Consider the following 16,732-nt stretch of genomic DNA (forward strand, 5'->3'; position numbering starts at 1 on the left):
GACGGCCGTTGGTTCGTACGGTCAGGACATCGATTGTCGAGAAAGGGACGACCATGAAGATCGAAGAATTCCTGACCACCTGGGCCGCCGCCGAATGCGCTGGCGACACCACTGCCATCGGCCAGCTCCTGACCGACGACTTCACCGCCGTCGGGCCGTTGGGCTTCACACTGTCCAAAGAGGACTGGCTTGGCCGGCACGCCAGTGGCCAGATGTCGTACGAAAGTTATGACTTCGCCGATGTCGTCGTCCGCTCGTACGAGGACACCGCCGTCGCCATCGTCCGCCAACACGCCATCGGCACCTTCAACGGCCACCCCGTCCCGAGCGACCTCCGAGCCAGCATCGTCCTCGTTCGATCAGGCGATTCCTGGCTTTTGTCGACCGTACACATGAGTTTTGTCGCCGGTACGCCCGGCGCACCGCCCATCCCCGGCCGCGGATAAAGTCCGCAACGCCCCGTTGCTTGCGCCACGGGGCGTTGCTGACAAAGGTAATCAGGGTTGGCGGGTCAGGTGGAACGCCTGCGCCGACGAACCGACACACGTGCTCTGAGTCAGCTGCGTACCATCGCCCGAGGATGATCCGGTGAGGCATTTTGTGGCGTTTTCATTGACAAAATGGTAAGTGTCGCCACCTTCCCAGACTGGCTGCCACTGCTGGTTCGTGCCGCTGCTGTACGACCAGAGTTGGATCCCGGCGCCGTCACTGGTGGACCGGCTGGTCACGTCCAGCGACTCGGCGGGATTGGCGCGGTTGTTGACCCGCAGGTACGGCCCGCCGACGGTCTGGAACTGGAATTGCTGCGCCTGCGTCTGATTGCAGGTGTATTGCTGGATGACCGTGCCGTTAGCGGTGCCGGCACCGCGGGCGTCGACGCATTTTCCGTTGGCGCCGTTGACAAGAGTGAACCAGCCGGCCGGGTCGATCTGGTCGGTCGGTGCGTCGGACGGGCTGGCGCCGCCAAGCCAGAGCAGGCCGTCGATGATGAACTCGTCCTGCACGGGATCGGCGAAAGTCGACGAGGTGCCGACGTTGGCCGAGTAGTTCATCGCGTTGTGACCAAAATTAGCGTAGAGCATTTTGTAGTTCTTGTTCGTCCACATGATCGGGTAATAGCCGCTATACCAGGACTGGTTCGGGTCAGTGCCGAGCGGGAAGCTGGACGGGTCGACGGACGCGAGAATGCGGATGTTGGGATTGGTCCGCAAGTCGTTCGACCAGCTGTACCATTCGCTGATCCCGGACACGAAGGTGGCCGGCAGCCGTCGGGTTGCCGGTTGGGTGCGATCTTCCACCTTCAACACCGCGGTGGTCGGAAACCAGGTGTTGGAAACGAAGTTTCCACTGCCCAGGAACTGATTGTGATACCAGTCCCAACTGGCCGCGTCGGTGGTGAAGGCGCTGACATGGAAGCCGAAATACGCGCCGCCGTTCTGCATGTAGCGCTGGAAGCCGGACTGTTCGGCGGCGCTGTGCGGCAGGTCGTCGAGGAAGAGCACGACCTGATATTGAGCGGCCGTGAGGGAGTTCAACCGGTCCCAATTTGTCGTTGACTCGTACGAGAAATTGTACTGACTGCCGGCTCGCGGGAACCAGAGGTTGGCCTCTTTCACGTAGCTGTCATGGGCCAGGTCGTCCACATTGCTGTAGAACGCCAGCACTTTGAAGGCCGGCGCCGCGGCGGCCGGGTGGGCTCCGATCAGTGGACTCAGGAGCAGCACGCACACCGCCAACAGAATCCGCAGTTTCGCTGGTCTCGTACGGTCTTTCATGAACGACTCCCATCACCGAAGCAACGAATGTCCATGACTGCGCAGCGAGGAGAGCTGTGACCCAGGCCTTAGTTCGGGTCTTGATTTAAGACTGATCGCACGTACGTGTCAAGAAGGGCTTTTCCCGTTCAGGCAGGCGAACGGTGCACTGGGGCAGCGATTCGGACAAAGGTTCACTCGCGGGGACCAATCACCGGTCACGGTGCACGATAATCGCCACGCAGCCCTTTCCAGGAGGACCAGATGAGTTTCGCGCAGGCCCGGTCGGCCGACGGCACCCCGATCGCCTTCGCCGCCACCGGCACCGGCGACCCGGTCGTGCTGGTGCACGGCGCCGGCGGCAACGCCGCGTCCTGGCTGCTGGTCGCCCGCCAGTTGGCGGCCAGTTTCACTGTGCTCTCGGTGGAACGCCGCGGCCGCGGCGCGAGCGGCGACCGCGCGGACCATTCCTTCCAGCGCGAAATCGAGGACGTGCTCGCGGTGATCGATGCGGCCGGCGCCCCGGTGCACCTCGTCGGGCATTCGTACGGCGCCGGCCTCTCGCTTTATGCGGCGGCACAGACCGACGCCGTACGCTCACTCACTCTTTACGAGCCGCCAGTGGGACTGCGCAAGGTGCGAGTCGATTTTTGGGACGACGCCGAGGTTTTGGTGGCGGCTGACGACCTCGATCAGTTGCTGCTGCAGTTCCTGACCGAGGTCGTCCAGGTGTCCGCCGAGGAACTGCAGGCTCTGCGCACTGTCCCGCACATGTGGGAACGCACGCTCGACGGCGTCCGGCTGCTGCCCCGAGAGGGGCGGGCCTTCGCGGCCGCGATGCCGCCGCCCGATGACGTGCTGGCGAAAATCAGCGTACCGACGCAGCTCGTGCTCGGCGGCGAAACCACCGCCGAGCTCTATTTCGAGGGCCTGGAAGTCATTGAGAATGGCATCGCCGGACTGAAGCGGGCCACCATCGCCGGGCAGCGACACCTCGCCAACACGTTCGCGCCCGCGGAAGTGGCCGGCCTCATCACCAGATTCGCTTTGACAGCTTAGAAATACGTCCCACAGAACGGCGGGCGGTCGGTACGGAAGAGGTCGTCAGCCGCGGCGATCGCGCCCTCGCGGTGCTCGACCACCCGGCCGGCCACCTGCAATTGCCGCCACCGCGGACCGCTGAGATAGAGCGCGCCCAGCGTCGCCACGTCCAATGACAGGTCGGCGACCGCGTCCGTACGCACCGCACCCTTCGCGCTGATCTCGTACGTTCCGGAGTTCTCCGGCAAAATCGCGTCGGTCACCGCCACCGTGACCACGCCGTCGCCGGCGTACGTACGGCGGACCAGCGCGGCCTGCACGTCCACCAGCCGCAGCCACGTCTCGTCGTCGATCGCGGCGGTTCGCACCGCGCGGGTGTCGACCATCATCGCCGGCAGCGGGCTGTCGATCGGCTGGTAGTTGAAATTCACCTGTTTGACCAAATCGACGCTCAGCACATGGCGGAGCAGGCCCGCCCAAGCTTGGTCGGTGGTGGCGACCAGATCGCCGACAAAGAGAATTTTCGGCCCGTCGAACCAATTGTCTACGTCCAGCGGGCGATACCGGACATAGCCGTCTTCAGCGCCGGCCGGGCCGTGCACCGCGACATAGCTCAGCGGCTGCGGCCAGGCCTGCTGGTGCCGCCACCAGTACGGGTAGCGCTCGATCGCGCCGGTCCAGGAAAGGCCGGCGGCCGCGCAAAAAGCCTCCTCGAACGGCCGACTGGTGGTCGGGTCGAGCAGCCGAATCTGACCGCCGGCCGGCACGCCGTCGCGGAACCGAGCCTGCGCGCAGGTCACCTCGTACGAAGCCGCGGTGGTGGCCACGCCATAGCCGAACCGCTCGTAGATGACCGCCTCGGAGGCCCGCAAAGTCGCGATAATCTCTCCGCGCGCGGCGAAATCCGCGAGCTGGCGGCGCATCAGCTTGGTGATGATCCCGCGCCGAGTGTGGGTCGGCAGCATGCCCACGTGGGTGACGGCGGCGTGCGGCACCAGCTCGCCACCGGGCACTCGCAGCCGTGCCGAGTACGAGTTCACCGTGCCGACGATTTCGCCGTCGACCACGGCGCCGATCATCCGGCCGGGCTCGGTAAGGGAAACAGTGTCGGTGCCTTCGGGCATCGACCGCACCCCGACCAGGGAAGTGCGGAAAACCTGCCCGGCGCGTTCCAGCTCGGCAGGTTCGGACAAGAACTTTACGTCGACGGTCATCTCGCCATTGTTACCCGAGGGCAGGGGTCCGTCATCCGAGTAAATGCGCAGCAACCTACCGGATCGCCGGCGCGGCAAGGGTTAATGCCCGTTCGAGCAGGTCGGACAACTCCTCGGAACCGTCGCTGCGCACCCAGCGCAGCAGGGCGGTGTTAAAGGCGGCGACCCCGACCGCGACCGTCACGTCCGGGCCCAGGTCAGCGTCGCCGTCCACACCGGCGCGGCTGGCGAAGACCGTGGTCAGCTCCTGCTGCCACTCGAACTGCCGATCGAGGTAGCGAGCCCGCAGCGCGGGTGTTTCCAGGATGAGTTTGGCCAGCCGGATGGCCTTTTCCGGATGCTCCGCATAAACCTCGACCATCGCCATGAACGCTTCCCGCAGCGCGACCGGCGGCGCCTCGTTGGCCGGGCGGGCTCGCAGCGCGTCCGGCACCAACTGCCCGACCTCGCTGAGAAATTCGATAATCACGTCTTCTTTTGTTTTGAAATAACGGAAGAACGTACGTCGAGAGACACCGGCGGCGGCCGCGATCTGGTCGATGGTGGTCTCTTGGAAGCCACCGAAGGCAAAGGCCTGCAGCGCGGCCTCGGACAGCTCGTCACGAACGAGCTGCCGCTTGCGCTCGGCCATGCTGCGCGAAATTCCCATCACCCGGTTCACTCTACACGCAGTGCTGCGTACGCCACACCATGCCTAACTTGACACTCAGTGCCATTCGCGTCAGGCTGTGTCTAACGAACCCCACCGCAGGAGATGGCAATGAGCAAGTGGACCGCGGACAACATCCCCGACCAGACCGGCCGGACCTTCGTGGTGACCGGCGCCAACAGTGGCCTCGGCTACGCCACCACGCAGGCCCTCGCCCAGCACGGAGCGCACGTCGTTCTGGCCGTACGGAATGAGGCAAAAGGCCAGGCAGCGCTGGAGAAACTGCGCGCCGGCCAGCCGACCGCCGAGCTGGAGGTACGCCACCTGGACCTCGCGGACCTCGATTCAGTACGCGCCTTCGCGGCCGGCTTCGACGGCCCGATCGACGTACTCATCAACAACGCCGGCGTGATGATGCCGCCGCGCGAGCTGACCAAGCAGGGCTTCGAGTCGCAGTTCGGCGGCAACCACCTCGGCCACTTCGCGCTCACCGGCCTGCTCCTGGACCGGCTCCGGGCCGGCCGGGACGCCCGGGTGGTGACCGTCAGCTCCAGCCTGCATCGGCGCGGCTCGCTGCACTTCGACGATCTGCAAGGCGAAAAGAGCTACACGCCGACCGACGCCTACGCGCAGTCCAAGTTCGCCAACGTGCAGTTCGGGCTCGAGCTGGATCGCCGGCTCCGGGCCGCTGACCTGCCGATCCGCAGCCTGCTCGCGCACCCGGGCTTCGCCGCCACCAACCTCACCTCCACCGGCCCCACCGGGCTGACGAGGCAGTTGATGCGGCTGGCCAGCACGGTGGTCGCACAGAGCATGGAAATGGGCGCGCTCAATCAGCTGTACGCGGCCACCGCGCCGGACGCCGAGAGTGGCCAGTTCTTCGGCCCTAACGGCATCGGCGAGTCCCGCGGCTACCCGAAGGTCGTGCAGCCGGTCGAGTCCGCCAAGGATCTGGAGACCGCGCGCCGGCTGTGGGACGTGTCGGAGGAGCTGAGCGGCGTACGCTTCGACCTCCCGGTCCACCAGGGCTGAGGCACCCGGTCACAATGGACCGATGATCGAGACCACCGAACAGGACGGGATCGCCGTTCTGCAGCTCGACCACGGCCCAGTCAACGCGTTGGACCTGGAGTTGCTGTCCGCGCTGCCCCTCGCGCTCGCTTCGGTCGCCGAGGCGAGCGCGGTCGTGCTGACCGGCGCCGGCCGCTGCTTTTCCGCTGGTGTCGACCTCAAACGGATCGTGGACGGCGGCGCCGCGTACGTGGCGGAGTTCCTGCCGGCGCTGACCGTCGCCGCCTCCGCGTTGTTCGGCCACCCGAAACCGGTGGTCGCCGCTGTCAACGGACACGCGCTGGCGGGCGGCTGTGTCCTCGCGGTGGCGTGTGACGTAAGGCTGATGTCGGCCGGTACGATCGGCCTCACCGAGCTGGCCGTTGGCGTCCCTTTTCCCACCGTGCCGATGGAAATCATGCGGCACGGCGTCGGTCCGGTGACCTCCCGGCTGGTGCTCACCGCGGACCGGCTGGACCCGGCGACCGCCCAGTCGATGGGCGTAATCGACGAGGTGGTGGCGCCGGCCGACCTGTTGCCGACCGCGCTGGCCCGAGCCGGCCGGCTCGCCGCCGTGCCAGCGGAGGTTTACGCGCTCAGCAAACGACAACTGCAGCGCCCCGCGCTCGACCGGATCGCGGCCGTCCAGCCGGTCGACGACCCGGTGGTGCTGGCTCAGTGGAGCTCGCCGGCCACGCACGATCTTCTTCTTACGTTCATGGAAAACCTCAGCCGCCGCTGATCGCGATCGCGGTCGAGATCCGATCCGCGTCGAACCGATCCGCGACCGGCAATCCCAGCGACTGCCGCAGTTCGTCCGCTGACGCGAGCAACCGTGCGGCCTCCTCGACTCGCCCATCCACCACTTCCGCGCCAGCAAGGCCCTCCAGCGCGGTCGCGATGGCCCGCCGGTCGCGCAGTGCCCGCGCGGCCGCCAGGCCGTCTTGGTGGAACGTACGCGCGGCCCTGCCATCGCCGCGCGATTCGGCGATAAAACCCAGCTCAGCAAGCGAAATCACCCGCGCCGGCCCAGGATCGGGATGCTTGCTCAACACGCCGGTCAGCAGCCGCTCAGCCTCGTCGAACTTGCCTTCCCGGCGGGCCGCACAGCCCAGGTTCATCTCGGCGAAGGCCTGCCCCGGCAGGTAACCCTGCTCCCGAGCCAGCCGCAGCGCTCGCTCGTGCAGCTCCCGTGCCCGTACGAAATCGCCGGTCATCGTCTCGATCCGGCCGAGCCACGACAGCCGGTCGGCAGCCTGCGGCCAGAGCCCGAGATCCTCGGCCATCGCCAACGCGTCCCGACCCAGCTTGCGGCCAAGCTCGTACTCGCCGTGGATCTCGGCCACCTCACCCAGCCACTCGGTGGCTTGCAACTGTCCCCAACAGTCGCCCAACTCAGCGAAAATCGCCAGACTCTGCTCGCCATACTCCCGCATGCCAACGAAATCGCCCCGGATCGACGCGAGTTTCGCGCTCGTACTCAGAGCCGCGGCCATCCCCCAGCGATCACCGCTCGCCTGGAAGGCGGCCAGCGCCTCGGCCACCAGCGCCTCACTGTCAGCCGGATCGCCGAAATCCGACCGTACGAAGCCGAAGAACCACCGCGCCCTGTCATCCGCGATCGACGGCGAGGCCGGTACGGGTTGTCCAGCCAGCATCGCGATGCCAACGTGCCAACACGCCGTTTCGGCCCGATACCGGGAATCCCCGGCCAGCGCGAGCGCGGCGGCCAGCGATCGTACGGCCTCGGCCAGCCGGCCACGCAGGAACCAGTACCAGGCCAGCGCGTTGACCAACCGCAACGCCGTGTCGACTTCCCCTTGCTGGACAGCGAAATCCAGCGCGGCCCGGAGGTTCGCCGCCTCCACGTCCAACCGCGACAGCCACTGCCGCTGCTGACTCCCGCGCAGCTCAAGGGCCGCCCGCTCGGCGAGGCTCAGGTAGTACGCGAGGTGTTTTTGGCAAGTCCGCACGGCTTCGGCGCCCAACTGCTCGCGTCCGTACGCGGCGACGGACTCCAACAGGCGATAGCGGGCACCAGCCACCACGACCAGCGAGCGGTCGATGAGCCGGGCCAGCAGGTCGACTACTTCCCCGTTTTCGACCCCCTCACCGGAACAAACCGCCTCAGCGGCCGACAACGCACACCCATCGGCGTGGACGGCCAACCGCCGCAGCACCGCCCGCTCAGGATCGCTGAGCAGCTCCCAACTCCAGTCGATCACCGCCCGAAGCGTCCGCTGCCGCGCCGGCACGTCCCGTTTTCCGTTGGCCAGGGTGAGAAACGGATCCAGCCGGGCGGCCAGCTCGGCGACCCCCAGGGCCCGCACCCGAGTGGCGGCCAACTCCACCGCCAGCGCAATGCCTTCCAGCCGCTGACAAATCGCTGCCAGCGTCGGTTCATCGTCCGCATTCAAGGAAAACTCTGGCGCGGCAGCGGTCGCGCGGGCGACAAAAAGCTCCATCGCGCTGGACTCTGGCAACGGCGGCACCGCCCAGACCCGCTCGCCGGCGATGCCCAGCGGTTCCCGGGAAGTCGCCAGCACGCGTACGTCCGGAGCGACCGCCAGTAGTCGCGCGATCAGGTGAGCGGCCGACTCGATGACGTGTTCGCAGTTGTCCAGCACCAAAAGCCGCGAGCGCAGCACGTCGTCGAGGGAGCCGGAGCGGATGTCGAGCGCGGCCAACACCACGTCGACCAGCACCGCCTCCGGCGCGTCCCGCTCCACCGCGGCCCACTCCACCCACCAGCAGCCGTCCGGAAATTCCAGCTGCCGGGCGGTTTCCAGGGCCAGCGCGGTTTTCCCGACTCCGCCGGGACCGGTGAGCGTCACCAGCCGGCTGGTCTCCAGCAGCCGGCGCACCGTGTCACGCGCATCGTCGCGCCCGACGAGTGCGCTGACGGACGCCGGCAGGTTGGTACGTACGCGTACGGGTGCCTGTTCCAGGATCGCCTGATGCGCCGCGACCACCTCCGGTCCCGGCTCGATCCCCAGCTCGTCGACCATCCGTTTGCGCAGCTCACGGTAGCTGTCCAGGGCCTCCCGCCGACGACCGACGGCATCCAGCGCACGCAGGTGCAACGCCCGCAGCAGCTCCCGAAACGGATGCACCGCCACCCACGGCGCCAGCTCGTCCGCCACCGTCCCAGCCTCAGCCAACAGCAGGCTGGCCTGCGCCCGGTCCTCGTACGCGGTCAGCCGCTGCTCCTGCCAGCGTACGATCGCCGGCCGCGCGAACTCCTCATCGGCGAAATCGGCCAGCGCCGGCCCGCGCCAGAGCGCGAGTGCTTCCGTCAGCAGCGCGACTTTCCCACGTACGTCGGCATTTTCGGCGGCCTGCCGGAGAAGTTCCTGAAATCGCAGGACATCCACCGCGCTCGTACGCAGGACATACCCAGCCGGCTCATAGCCGACCAGCTCCCGACCGTGCGGCGCGAGCGCGCGACGCAACTGCGAGACCTTGGTCTGCAAGCTGTTGGCCGGATTCGCCGGCAGCCGGTCGCCCCACAAATCGTCCGCCAGCCGGTCCGCCGACACCGGATGACCGGCGTGCACCAGCAGGTCAGCGAGCAGCGCGCGGACCTTCACTTCCGGCACCCGGACCGGCAGGCCGTCGACGGTCCACACCGCGAGCGGGCCGAGCACGCCGAAACGCATGGCCACACCGTACGCGCGCACGGCCGACCGTCAGCGAACCGTGCGCGGCGACGCGCAGGGTCGCACCACAGACCACCTTCAGAAAGGAGCGCGACCATGACCGAGCGCGCGACCCGCCGCGAATGGATCGGCCTCGCCGTCCTCGCGTTGCCCACCATCCTCGCCGCAATGGACTTCAGCGTCCTGTTCCTTGCCTTGCCCTTGCTGGAAAAAGACCTGCACGCGAGCAGTACGCAACTGCTGTGGATCATGGATGTCTACGGCTTCACGATCGCCGGATTCCTGGTCACCATGGGCACTCTCGGTGACCGGATCGGCCGCCGACGGCTGCTGATGATCGGCGCCGCCGCCTTCGGCTTGTTCTCGGTGGTCGCCGCGTACTCGACCAGCGCCGACATGCTGATCGCGGCCCGCGCGTTGCTCGGGATCGCCGGCGCCACCCTGATGCCGTCCACGCTCGCGCTGATCAGCGGGATGTTCCGGAACGAGCGCCAGCGCGGCACCGCGATCAGCGTGTGGGCAACCTGCCTGCTAGTCGGTACGGTCATCGGCCCGCTGGTTGGTGGCGTGCTGCTGAGCGTGTTCTGGTGGGGTTCGGTGTTCCTGATGGGCGTACCAGTCATGGCGTTGTTGCTGGTCACCGCTCCGATCCTGCTGCCCGAACAGCGCGACTCGACGGCCGGCCGGATCGACCTGATCAGCGTTTTGCTGTCGCTCGGAGCCATCCTGCCGGTCATCTACGGCCTTAAGGAGATCGCCAACACGGGTCTGCGGCTGGTGCCCGCGTTGGCACTGGTGCTCGGGCTAGGCGTCGGGGCGGCTTTCGTCGTACGGCAGTTGCGGTCGAAGAACCCGCTGATGGACGTACGCCTCTTCCGCACTCCGGCGGTGGCGGTGGGACTCGTCGTCCTGCTCCTGGGCGGCGCGGCTGCCGGCGGCGTCTCGTACTTGTTCGCGCAGTTCTTGCAGCTGGTGGCCGGCCTGTCAGCACTGCACGCGGGTTTCTGGCTGGTCCCGGACAGCCTCGGGATGATCGTCAGCTCGCTGCTGGCGCCGGTCATCGCCCGCCGTTTTCGGCCCGCGTACGTGATCACTGGCGGCCTGGTGGTGTCGCTGCTCGGTTTCGTCGTCCTCGCCCACATCCCCGCCACCGGCGGGCTGCCGGTCGCGCTGACCGGCATCGTCATCGTCTTCTTCGGCATCGCGCCGACCTGGGTGCTCGGCACTGACCAGACCATTGCCGCCGCCACTGCCGAGCGCGCCGGATCGGTGGCGTCGATGTCGGAGACCGCCAGCGAGCTGGGTATCTCCCTCGGGATCGCCGTTCTGGGCAGCGTCAGCAATGCTGTTTACCGAGGTCAGGCGCTGCCCGGCGGGGCACGGGAGTCGTTGGCGGCGGCGGTCGCGGCGAACGTACCGGCCGACGTGTTGGACACCGCACGGGCGGCTTTCACCAGCGGATTCCACGCGGCCGGCTGGATCGGCGCCGTCGTCGTCGCCATCCTCGCGGTCGCCGTCGCGGTGTCCTTCCGCCCGACGAACTCGGCAGCCTAACCAGGTCCCCGAAGGTAACGATACGGTTCACAAAACCGGGCCGTTTCGTTACCTGGGGCCTCGCGGGTCAGCCCTTGGCGGCCCGGGCCGCGATCCGGGCCTGCACCTCGGGCCGGCGCAGCGGCGGCACGGTGGCCGGGGGCTGGCGGCGAGCCGGCAGCGCTGCCAGCAGTTTGGTGGTCGCCGCGGTCACCTCCGCCACCGCCGCCTCGAACGCGTCATGGGTCGCATCGGTGACGGTTTGCACGCCGCTGACCTTCCGGACGTACTGCCGCGCGGCCGCCTCGATTTCGTCGTCGGTCGCGGACGGTTCCAACCCACGCAAAGTGGTGATGTTTCGACACATGCCTCGATCGTAACGCCTGATCAACGCCGGTCGAGAGCGAACGAAAGACGGGTGACCCGAGGGTCCGGGGGTGGGTTAACCCGACCATCAGCCGGTGGGGCCGCCTGATCGTTTGCGGATCTTCTTCGCAGGAAGCTCAAATGCATGACTACGACACCTTTTACCGGTGAGGACCGGCGTTCTCCGGTGGCCGCGACCGTCGCCGCCGCGGTCGCGATTATTTTGCTTCCCTGGATTGTCTTTCTGGCCAATACCCTGCCACCCACCATGCTGGCCGAGCGCTGGTCGACCGCGTGGGTGGGTCTGGACCTGGCCATCGCGGTCGGCGCCGGCACCGCGGCTGTTCTGCTTTTTCGGCGGGATTCCCGGGCAATCGCGGCGATGTGCGTGACCGCTGGCCTGATGTGCACCGATTCCTGGTTCGACATTTGTACGTCCAACACCGGATCCGATCTGGTGATCGCCATCGCCGAGGCATTCCTGCTGGAGTTGCCGTTGGCGGGAGCCGCGATGTGGTTCTCCGTACGGTCGCTGCGTACAGTCGGCCAGCCGGCTTCGCTGGCAGGTGTGCGATGAGGTGGCACACGCCGGCGGCGGCTTATCAACTGATCAGCGTGGGATGGCTTCGACGCATTCTCGGCGGTGACCTGCCCACTCGGGACGTACGCTGGATTCCCCCTTTTGGGACGGTGGTGGAAGTCGGCGCCGGCGCCGGCTTCTACACCGATCACCTGGCCCGGCACCTGGGCGACAAAGGACAGCTGACGGCGGTGGATCCCGACCCCGGCGCGGTGCTGAAACTGCAGGCGCGGGGCGGGTTCGAAGCCGTCTGCGCTCGAGGGGAGAGCCTGCCGTTTTCCAGCGACAGCGTGGATACGGTGTTCTACAGCTATTCTTTGGAGGAATTCGACAACCCGGACGCCGGGCTCGCCGAGGCCGCTCGGGTGCTGCGACCCGGTGGACAACTCGTGCTGTTCCTGTGGCGGGTGAACTATCTCGGCTACCGGAAAATCATGAAGAGCAAAGCCCTGGGCGACTTCCAACAGGTCAAAGGAAAGTGGGGAGTGCAAAACACCCGGCTCGTCTTCGCATTCACCGGCGCCAAAACGCTCTCCTGCCATCACAGGCCGGCTACCTCCGCGAGAGCGATAACTCCGTATGATCGCTGATCGGGATAGCCCCATCGCCGGCAAAGCGCTTAATAATGCGGATGTATCCCTTTGCCCAGGGTGAGGAGCCCTCCCATGAGACGTCCGAAATCCATCGCTCTCGGACTGCTGAGCCTCGCGACCGCCATGGCGATGGCGATGTTCGCGACTCCCGCGCAGGCCGGCTCCAGCGACGGACTCGTCGCGCCGGGTGGCACGTCGGTGTCCGGTTTCAGCGGCACCTACGCGGGATCGGCGGCGGAGGCCGCCGCGAACCGTGCGTTTCTCCAGGCAGTGCTGCGCTCGGTCGCCAAAAAGCGGGCAGCCTCACCAAAACTGACGGCCGTGACGGTCGTCTATGATGCGTCGCAAGCACCCACCTTCGCGTCGGAAATCGCCGGTAGCGCGCAGATCTGGAACGGCGCGGTGCACAACGTACGCCTGAGCGCCGGCGGCGCGAACGCGGACTTCTCCTATTACGAGGGCAACGACTCCCGCGGTTCGTACGCCGACACCGACGGCTCCGGCCACGGCTATGTTTTCCTGGACTACCAACAGAACCAGGAGTACTACTCGCAGCGGGTGGTGGCCCACGAGACCGGTCACGTGCTCGGCCTGCCGGACGACTACTCCGGTCCGTGCAGCGAGCTGATGTCCGGCGGCGGACCCGGCCCGTCCTGCCGCAACACCCAGCCGGACCAGCAGGAGCGCAACCAGGTCGACTCGATCTGGAGCAACGCCAACCTGAGCAAGCTCGCTCCGGTCAGCTAAGGGAGAAAATCACCGGCATCGGGCAACCCCGATGCCGGTGATTACGCTGTCGCGGCCGGGTTGTCACTTAGCCACTTGCCGTACTCGGGATTGCGGCCGGCACCTTCGACATATTCCTGGACGAGGAAGTCAAACGCGGCCGGGACCAGCGGTTCCCATACGCTGTCCCGGCGCCAGGCCAGGAAAAGGTGCACACCAAACGGGTCGCCGGCCATTCGCCGGACGGCGAGATCCTCCCGTGGCACCGAAGTTGGCTGACAGACGGCGATGCAGTGTCCTCGTACGATCAGCTCCCGACTGGTCGGAATATCGCCGATATTGACCAGCCGGGGAGTGAATCCGGCGGCCGCGCACACCCGGCGGATGTGCGCGGCTTCGTCGTCGCCGGAGGAATTGATCACCCAGGAGGAGTCGGCGAGATCAGTCAACGTCACGTTTTCCGCGTCGGCCAACGGATCCCCGGACGCTATCGCGACGGACTGCGGCTCGCGGACCATCACCGTCCGGCGGGCCACCCGCGTCGACGGCGGCATCGACCATCCCTCGTTTTCGTACAGATATGCCACGTCGAGCTGGCGTTGGTCCAGCAATCCCATCAGCGTTCGCGCCGAGTTGTCCACGTGCAGCACCACGTCGGTCTCCGGTGCGAGCGATCGTAGGCGTTCCAACCAACCGGCCGTCACGTGGCTGGGCGTGCACCCGACGCGGAGTTGGCGATGTTCGCCATCGGCGGCCAACCCGACAGCGGCCTCCAACAATGAATCCATTTCCGCCAGTAAGTTTCGGCCGCGGGCAACCAGAAACTGACCGAGCGGGGTCGGCCGGCAACCGTCCGCGTTTCGCAGAAACGCCGGTCCGCCCAGCGCCGCCTCGATTCGCTGCAGCCCAGCGGTGATCGCCGGCTGTGTCATGCCGAGCTGAACAGCCGCCTTACGCAGGCTTCCGGCGTCCGCGATCGCACACAGCACCCGCAGGTGACGCGCCTCCAATCGCACCAAATCACCATAACGGCGCCATCGACCCACCACCAGAAGGTAAATTTCACGGAATAGAACTCCACCTACGTCCAGGTGCGTACGTCCGGATACCACGCTGGCGGCACGACAGCGGCCCCGCCAGCGGCGATGCTGGTGTGATGACTCGTCCCAAAAGCATCGCCGCGCTGACCGCTGGCCTCAGCACCGCCGAGCGGCTCACTTACGCGGTGGGCGGATTGCTGATCGCGTCCGGCGTCGTGCATTTCCTGGTGCTGGTCATCAGCGGTGACAGCTGGGATGGCCCGCTGTCCTTCCGCAAACCGACAACTTTCGGACTGTCCTTCGGGTTGACGCTGATCACCATCACCTGGGTGGCGTCGTACGTGAAAATGGGCGTACGGCTGCGCACCTGGTTGTTGGGTTTCTTCGGCGCGGCCTGCGTACTGGAGGTCGCGCTGGTGACCATGCAGGCGTGGCGCGGGGTTCCTTCGCATTACAACCTGGAAACCACGTTCGACGGCATTGTCGCCCGTACGCTCGCAGTCGGCGGCGCGGTGCTGGTCGTCACCATCGTGACGCTGACAATCCTGTCCTTCCGCTCAGCGCCGGACACCGCACCGAGCATGCGATTGGCCGTACGAGCCGGACTACTCTGTCTCGACGCGGCTTTGGCCGTAGGAGTGGCCATGATCGCGAAGGGCATGCTGCTTGTCTTTGAGGGGCAACAACAACTCGCGTACGCGACCGGTGGATCGCTCAAGCCCGAACACGCGGTCACCATGCACGCGGTGCTGGTGCTGCCGGTTTTGGCCTGGCTGTTGACCTTTACCCGATGGTCGGAGCGACGCCGCGGCCAGGTCGTGTGGCTCGGCATCGCCGGCTACGCCCTGGCCGCGGTCCTGGTCGTGCTCGGTCTCACCTGATCTGTCGCAGCAACCCCAGCAGCTCACCGAAAGTCTCCGGCGCCACCTGACGGAACACCACGACCGCGATGCCCAGGAACACCACCAGCAAGACGAGAGTGACGAGGCCAGAGAAGAAACCGCCGCCTCGCCTGGTCGGATGATAGTGCGAATTCGGCACGTACCGGTGCCCCTGTTGGGAAAGCCGGTTCGCGTCCTGCGCCGCGCGCATGCTGGCCTGCGCTTGTTGTTGAGCCGCCTGCTGGGCCTGATGGGCCGCTTGCTGGGCTTGAAAACCCGGGTTGGTCATGGGTCGGCCTCCGATCCGATCCGGAAGCTCCCAGTCTGCGGTCGCCCGGCGGCCGGTTGACGAAACTTGACGAACCTGGACGAGCATTGACGGGCATTGACGGCATTGCCAGCGGCGAGCCCACGGCCGCTCAACCGACGCGGTAGCGGCCGAACACCCAGGTCCCGGGGGCGGCCGGATCGTCGCCAGCCCAGAACTGGGTCCACAGCCGGCGGAATTCGTCCAGCGAAATGTGCCCGTCGGAGTTGAGGTCCAGCAAGGGAAAGATCTCGTCGACGTTGGCGTCCTGACCGGTCCACGCGGTGATGAGCTGCCGGTATTCGGCCGGCGAAAGCTCGCCGTCGGAGTTTTCGTCGATGGCCTCGAACATCGCGTCGGCGGTGCCGGTGACCGCGTCGACCATCGTCGGCAGCTGGTCGACCAACGCCATCACGTCGTCCAGGGTGACCCGGTCTCGGCCACCGGCAGCCGTACGCAGCGAGGCCCACCAACCGAGCATGATCTCGCGTAGCCGCTCATATTGGTCCGTACCCGGCTCGAGACCACGCAGCGTCGTCCACCGCTGGGCAAGCGACGCGAAGTCGCGCTCGATCAGGAAACCGCGACTGTCCTCGTCCATCGCCGCGAACACGCCGGCCACCTTGCCCCGCTGGAAATCGCTCGCCATCGCGCCGTCCCTTCGGTCGACACCGAGTATCGCGACGGCCGACCCGGCGGAGCCCACTCAAAGTTTGACGCTTTATTAGTTGGAGGCAGGCGTGGTGTCGATGCCGTGGAAGAGAATGCGGGTGACGGTCGGGGCGACCCCGTGCCGGGGCAGTTGGGCCTCGTTGGCCCCCGCACAGCCGGTGTAGACCAGGCCCCACAAGACGCTGCGGATCCAGATCGCGTCGATCTGCCGGTCGAACACTCCTTCGGCCTGGCCGCGTTTTATCAGCGCCAGCACCGGATCAACGTCTGGTTTGGGGCGTTCGCGGCCTTCGGACGCCCGAGGGTCACCGAACAGGAACAGCAGCCGGTCACCGACATCGACCATCGCAGCGACAAGTCTGGTCATTGCCTCCAAGGGCGGCCCTTGGTCCGTCGCCGCGTCCCGTACGGACTTCTCCACCGCCTGCCAGGAGTCTTCGATGACCGCGACCAACAACTCCTCGCGGTCAGCGAAATAGCGGTGCAGCGTCGTACGCCCGACGCCCGCTTCCTCAGCGACCATCGCGAGAGTGGCACTTCGGTCGCGGGTCAACGCGAGAGCGGCCGCGCTCAGAATGGCCCGCCGGGTCCGACCTCGAACACCGGACTCGACATCTGTGCTCACCCCCTCATAGTACCATGAGAGTCCAATTCGGAACAAGTATGT

Annotated in this window: 18 protein-coding genes; 9 read left to right on the plus strand and 9 right to left on the minus strand. The window is 66.6% G+C overall.

The genetic code is table 11. The features are described 5' to 3' along the window. The first annotated feature begins 53 nt into the window (after positions 1-53). Positions 54-446, plus strand: coding sequence for a nuclear transport factor 2 family protein (locus tag ABD301_RS05135; protein WP_163569807.1), 393 nt, complete (start codon positions 54-56; stop codon positions 444-446). A 51-nt stretch (positions 447-497) separates the two neighbouring features. Here the strand turns inward: ABD301_RS05135 and ABD301_RS05140 are convergent, their stop codons facing one another. Next, entirely contained in the window at positions 498-1,775 is a 1,278-nt protein-coding gene (locus ABD301_RS05140) for a ThuA domain-containing protein (protein ID WP_344307627.1), read from the minus strand. Positions 1,776-2,018: 243 nt separating this feature from the next. On the opposite strand from ABD301_RS05140, the gene ABD301_RS05145 reads away from it, so the two are divergent. After that, positions 2,019-2,813 (plus strand): alpha/beta fold hydrolase, encoded by a 795-nt coding sequence (locus ABD301_RS05145; RefSeq protein WP_344307629.1) that lies wholly within the window; start codon positions 2,019-2,021, stop codon positions 2,811-2,813. On the opposite strand, the gene ABD301_RS05150 is transcribed toward ABD301_RS05145, so the two are convergent. Continuing rightward, positions 2,810-4,009, minus strand: coding sequence for a GNAT family N-acetyltransferase (locus ABD301_RS05150; protein ID WP_344307631.1), 1,200 nt, complete (start codon positions 4,007-4,009; stop codon positions 2,810-2,812). The genes ABD301_RS05145 and ABD301_RS05150 overlap by 4 nt on opposite strands. Before the next feature lie 55 nt (positions 4,010-4,064). Beyond that, positions 4,065-4,658 carry an acyl-CoA-like ligand-binding transcription factor gene (locus tag ABD301_RS05155; RefSeq protein ID WP_344307772.1) on the minus strand — a complete coding sequence of 198 codons (594 nt, stop codon included), beginning with the start codon at positions 4,656-4,658 and terminating at the stop codon, positions 4,065-4,067. Between the two features lie 111 nt (positions 4,659-4,769). Between ABD301_RS05155 and ABD301_RS05160 the strand changes: the two genes are divergently transcribed. Together ABD301_RS05160 and ABD301_RS05165 are read left to right on the plus strand one after the other, a co-directional pair. Continuing rightward, positions 4,770-5,690, plus strand: a complete 921-nt coding sequence (locus ABD301_RS05160) for an oxidoreductase (protein ID WP_279581307.1) — start codon at positions 4,770-4,772, stop codon at positions 5,688-5,690. Between the two features lie 22 nt (positions 5,691-5,712). Beyond that, positions 5,713-6,450, plus strand: coding sequence for an enoyl-CoA hydratase/isomerase family protein (locus tag ABD301_RS05165; protein ID WP_163569803.1), 738 nt, complete (start codon positions 5,713-5,715; stop codon positions 6,448-6,450). On the opposite strand, the gene ABD301_RS05170 is transcribed toward ABD301_RS05165, so the two are convergent. Next, positions 6,437-9,367 (minus strand): ATP-binding protein, encoded by a 2,931-nt coding sequence (locus tag ABD301_RS05170; RefSeq protein ID WP_344307633.1) that lies wholly within the window; start codon positions 9,365-9,367, stop codon positions 6,437-6,439. The two genes, ABD301_RS05165 and ABD301_RS05170, sit on opposite strands and share 14 nt — an antisense overlap. 96 nt (positions 9,368-9,463) lie before the next feature. Between ABD301_RS05170 and ABD301_RS05175 the strand changes: the two genes are divergently transcribed. After that, positions 9,464-10,921, plus strand: coding sequence for an MFS transporter (locus tag ABD301_RS05175; RefSeq protein WP_344307635.1), 1,458 nt, complete (start codon positions 9,464-9,466; stop codon positions 10,919-10,921). A gap of 67 nt (positions 10,922-10,988) precedes the next feature. Here ABD301_RS05175 and ABD301_RS05180 read toward each other — a convergent pair whose 3' ends face one another. After that, positions 10,989-11,267, minus strand: a complete 279-nt coding sequence (locus tag ABD301_RS05180) for a DUF2277 domain-containing protein (protein WP_163569800.1) — start codon at positions 11,265-11,267, stop codon at positions 10,989-10,991. A gap of 144 nt (positions 11,268-11,411) precedes the next feature. On the opposite strand from ABD301_RS05180, the gene ABD301_RS05185 reads away from it, so the two are divergent. The 3 genes from ABD301_RS05185 to snpA all read left to right on the plus strand — a co-directional run bounded on the left by ABD301_RS05185 (position 11,412) and on the right by snpA (position 13,186). Continuing rightward, the gene (locus tag ABD301_RS05185) at positions 11,412-11,843 is read left to right on the plus strand and encodes a hypothetical protein (protein WP_163569799.1); all 432 of its coding nucleotides are present in this window, start codon (positions 11,412-11,414) and stop codon (positions 11,841-11,843) included. Next, positions 11,840-12,436 (plus strand): class I SAM-dependent methyltransferase, encoded by a 597-nt coding sequence (locus ABD301_RS05190; protein ID WP_344307638.1) that lies wholly within the window; start codon positions 11,840-11,842, stop codon positions 12,434-12,436. Before ABD301_RS05185 ends, ABD301_RS05190 begins: the two co-directional genes overlap by 4 nt. Positions 12,437-12,511: 75 nt before the next feature. Further along, a complete protein-coding gene (gene snpA / locus ABD301_RS05195) occupies positions 12,512-13,186 on the plus strand; it encodes a snapalysin (protein ID WP_344307640.1) in 675 nt (224 codons plus the stop codon). A 41-nt stretch (positions 13,187-13,227) separates the two neighbouring features. Here the strand turns inward: snpA and ABD301_RS05200 are convergent, their stop codons facing one another. Next, positions 13,228-14,181: a LysR family transcriptional regulator gene (locus ABD301_RS05200; RefSeq protein WP_344307642.1), complete on the minus strand. Its 954-nt coding sequence runs from the start codon at positions 14,179-14,181 to the stop codon at positions 13,228-13,230. Between the two features lie 140 nt (positions 14,182-14,321). Here ABD301_RS05200 and ABD301_RS05205 point away from each other — a divergent pair, with 140 nt between their 5' ends. Continuing rightward, a complete protein-coding gene (locus tag ABD301_RS05205; protein WP_344307644.1) occupies positions 14,322-15,086 on the plus strand; it encodes a hypothetical protein in 765 nt (254 codons plus the stop codon). Here the strand turns inward: ABD301_RS05205 and ABD301_RS05210 are convergent. The 3 genes from ABD301_RS05210 to ABD301_RS05220 all read right to left on the minus strand — a co-directional run bounded on the left by ABD301_RS05210 (position 15,079) and on the right by ABD301_RS05220 (position 16,690). Continuing rightward, positions 15,079-15,375 (minus strand): hypothetical protein, encoded by a 297-nt coding sequence (locus ABD301_RS05210; protein WP_163569796.1) that lies wholly within the window; start codon positions 15,373-15,375, stop codon positions 15,079-15,081. The two genes, ABD301_RS05205 and ABD301_RS05210, sit on opposite strands and share 8 nt — an antisense overlap. Before the next feature lie 130 nt (positions 15,376-15,505). Next, positions 15,506-16,042 (minus strand): EF-hand domain-containing protein, encoded by a 537-nt coding sequence (locus ABD301_RS05215; RefSeq protein WP_163569795.1) that lies wholly within the window; start codon positions 16,040-16,042, stop codon positions 15,506-15,508. Positions 16,043-16,117: 75 nt separating this feature from the next. Then, positions 16,118-16,690 carry a TetR/AcrR family transcriptional regulator gene (locus tag ABD301_RS05220; protein ID WP_344307647.1) on the minus strand — a complete coding sequence of 191 codons (573 nt, stop codon included), beginning with the start codon at positions 16,688-16,690 and terminating at the stop codon, positions 16,118-16,120. Positions 16,691-16,732: the final 42 nt, after the last annotated feature.

This window comes from Fodinicola feengrottensis (assembly GCF_039530045.1).
GTDB classification, from domain to species: Bacteria; Actinomycetota; Actinomycetes; order Mycobacteriales; family HKI-0501; genus Fodinicola; species Fodinicola feengrottensis.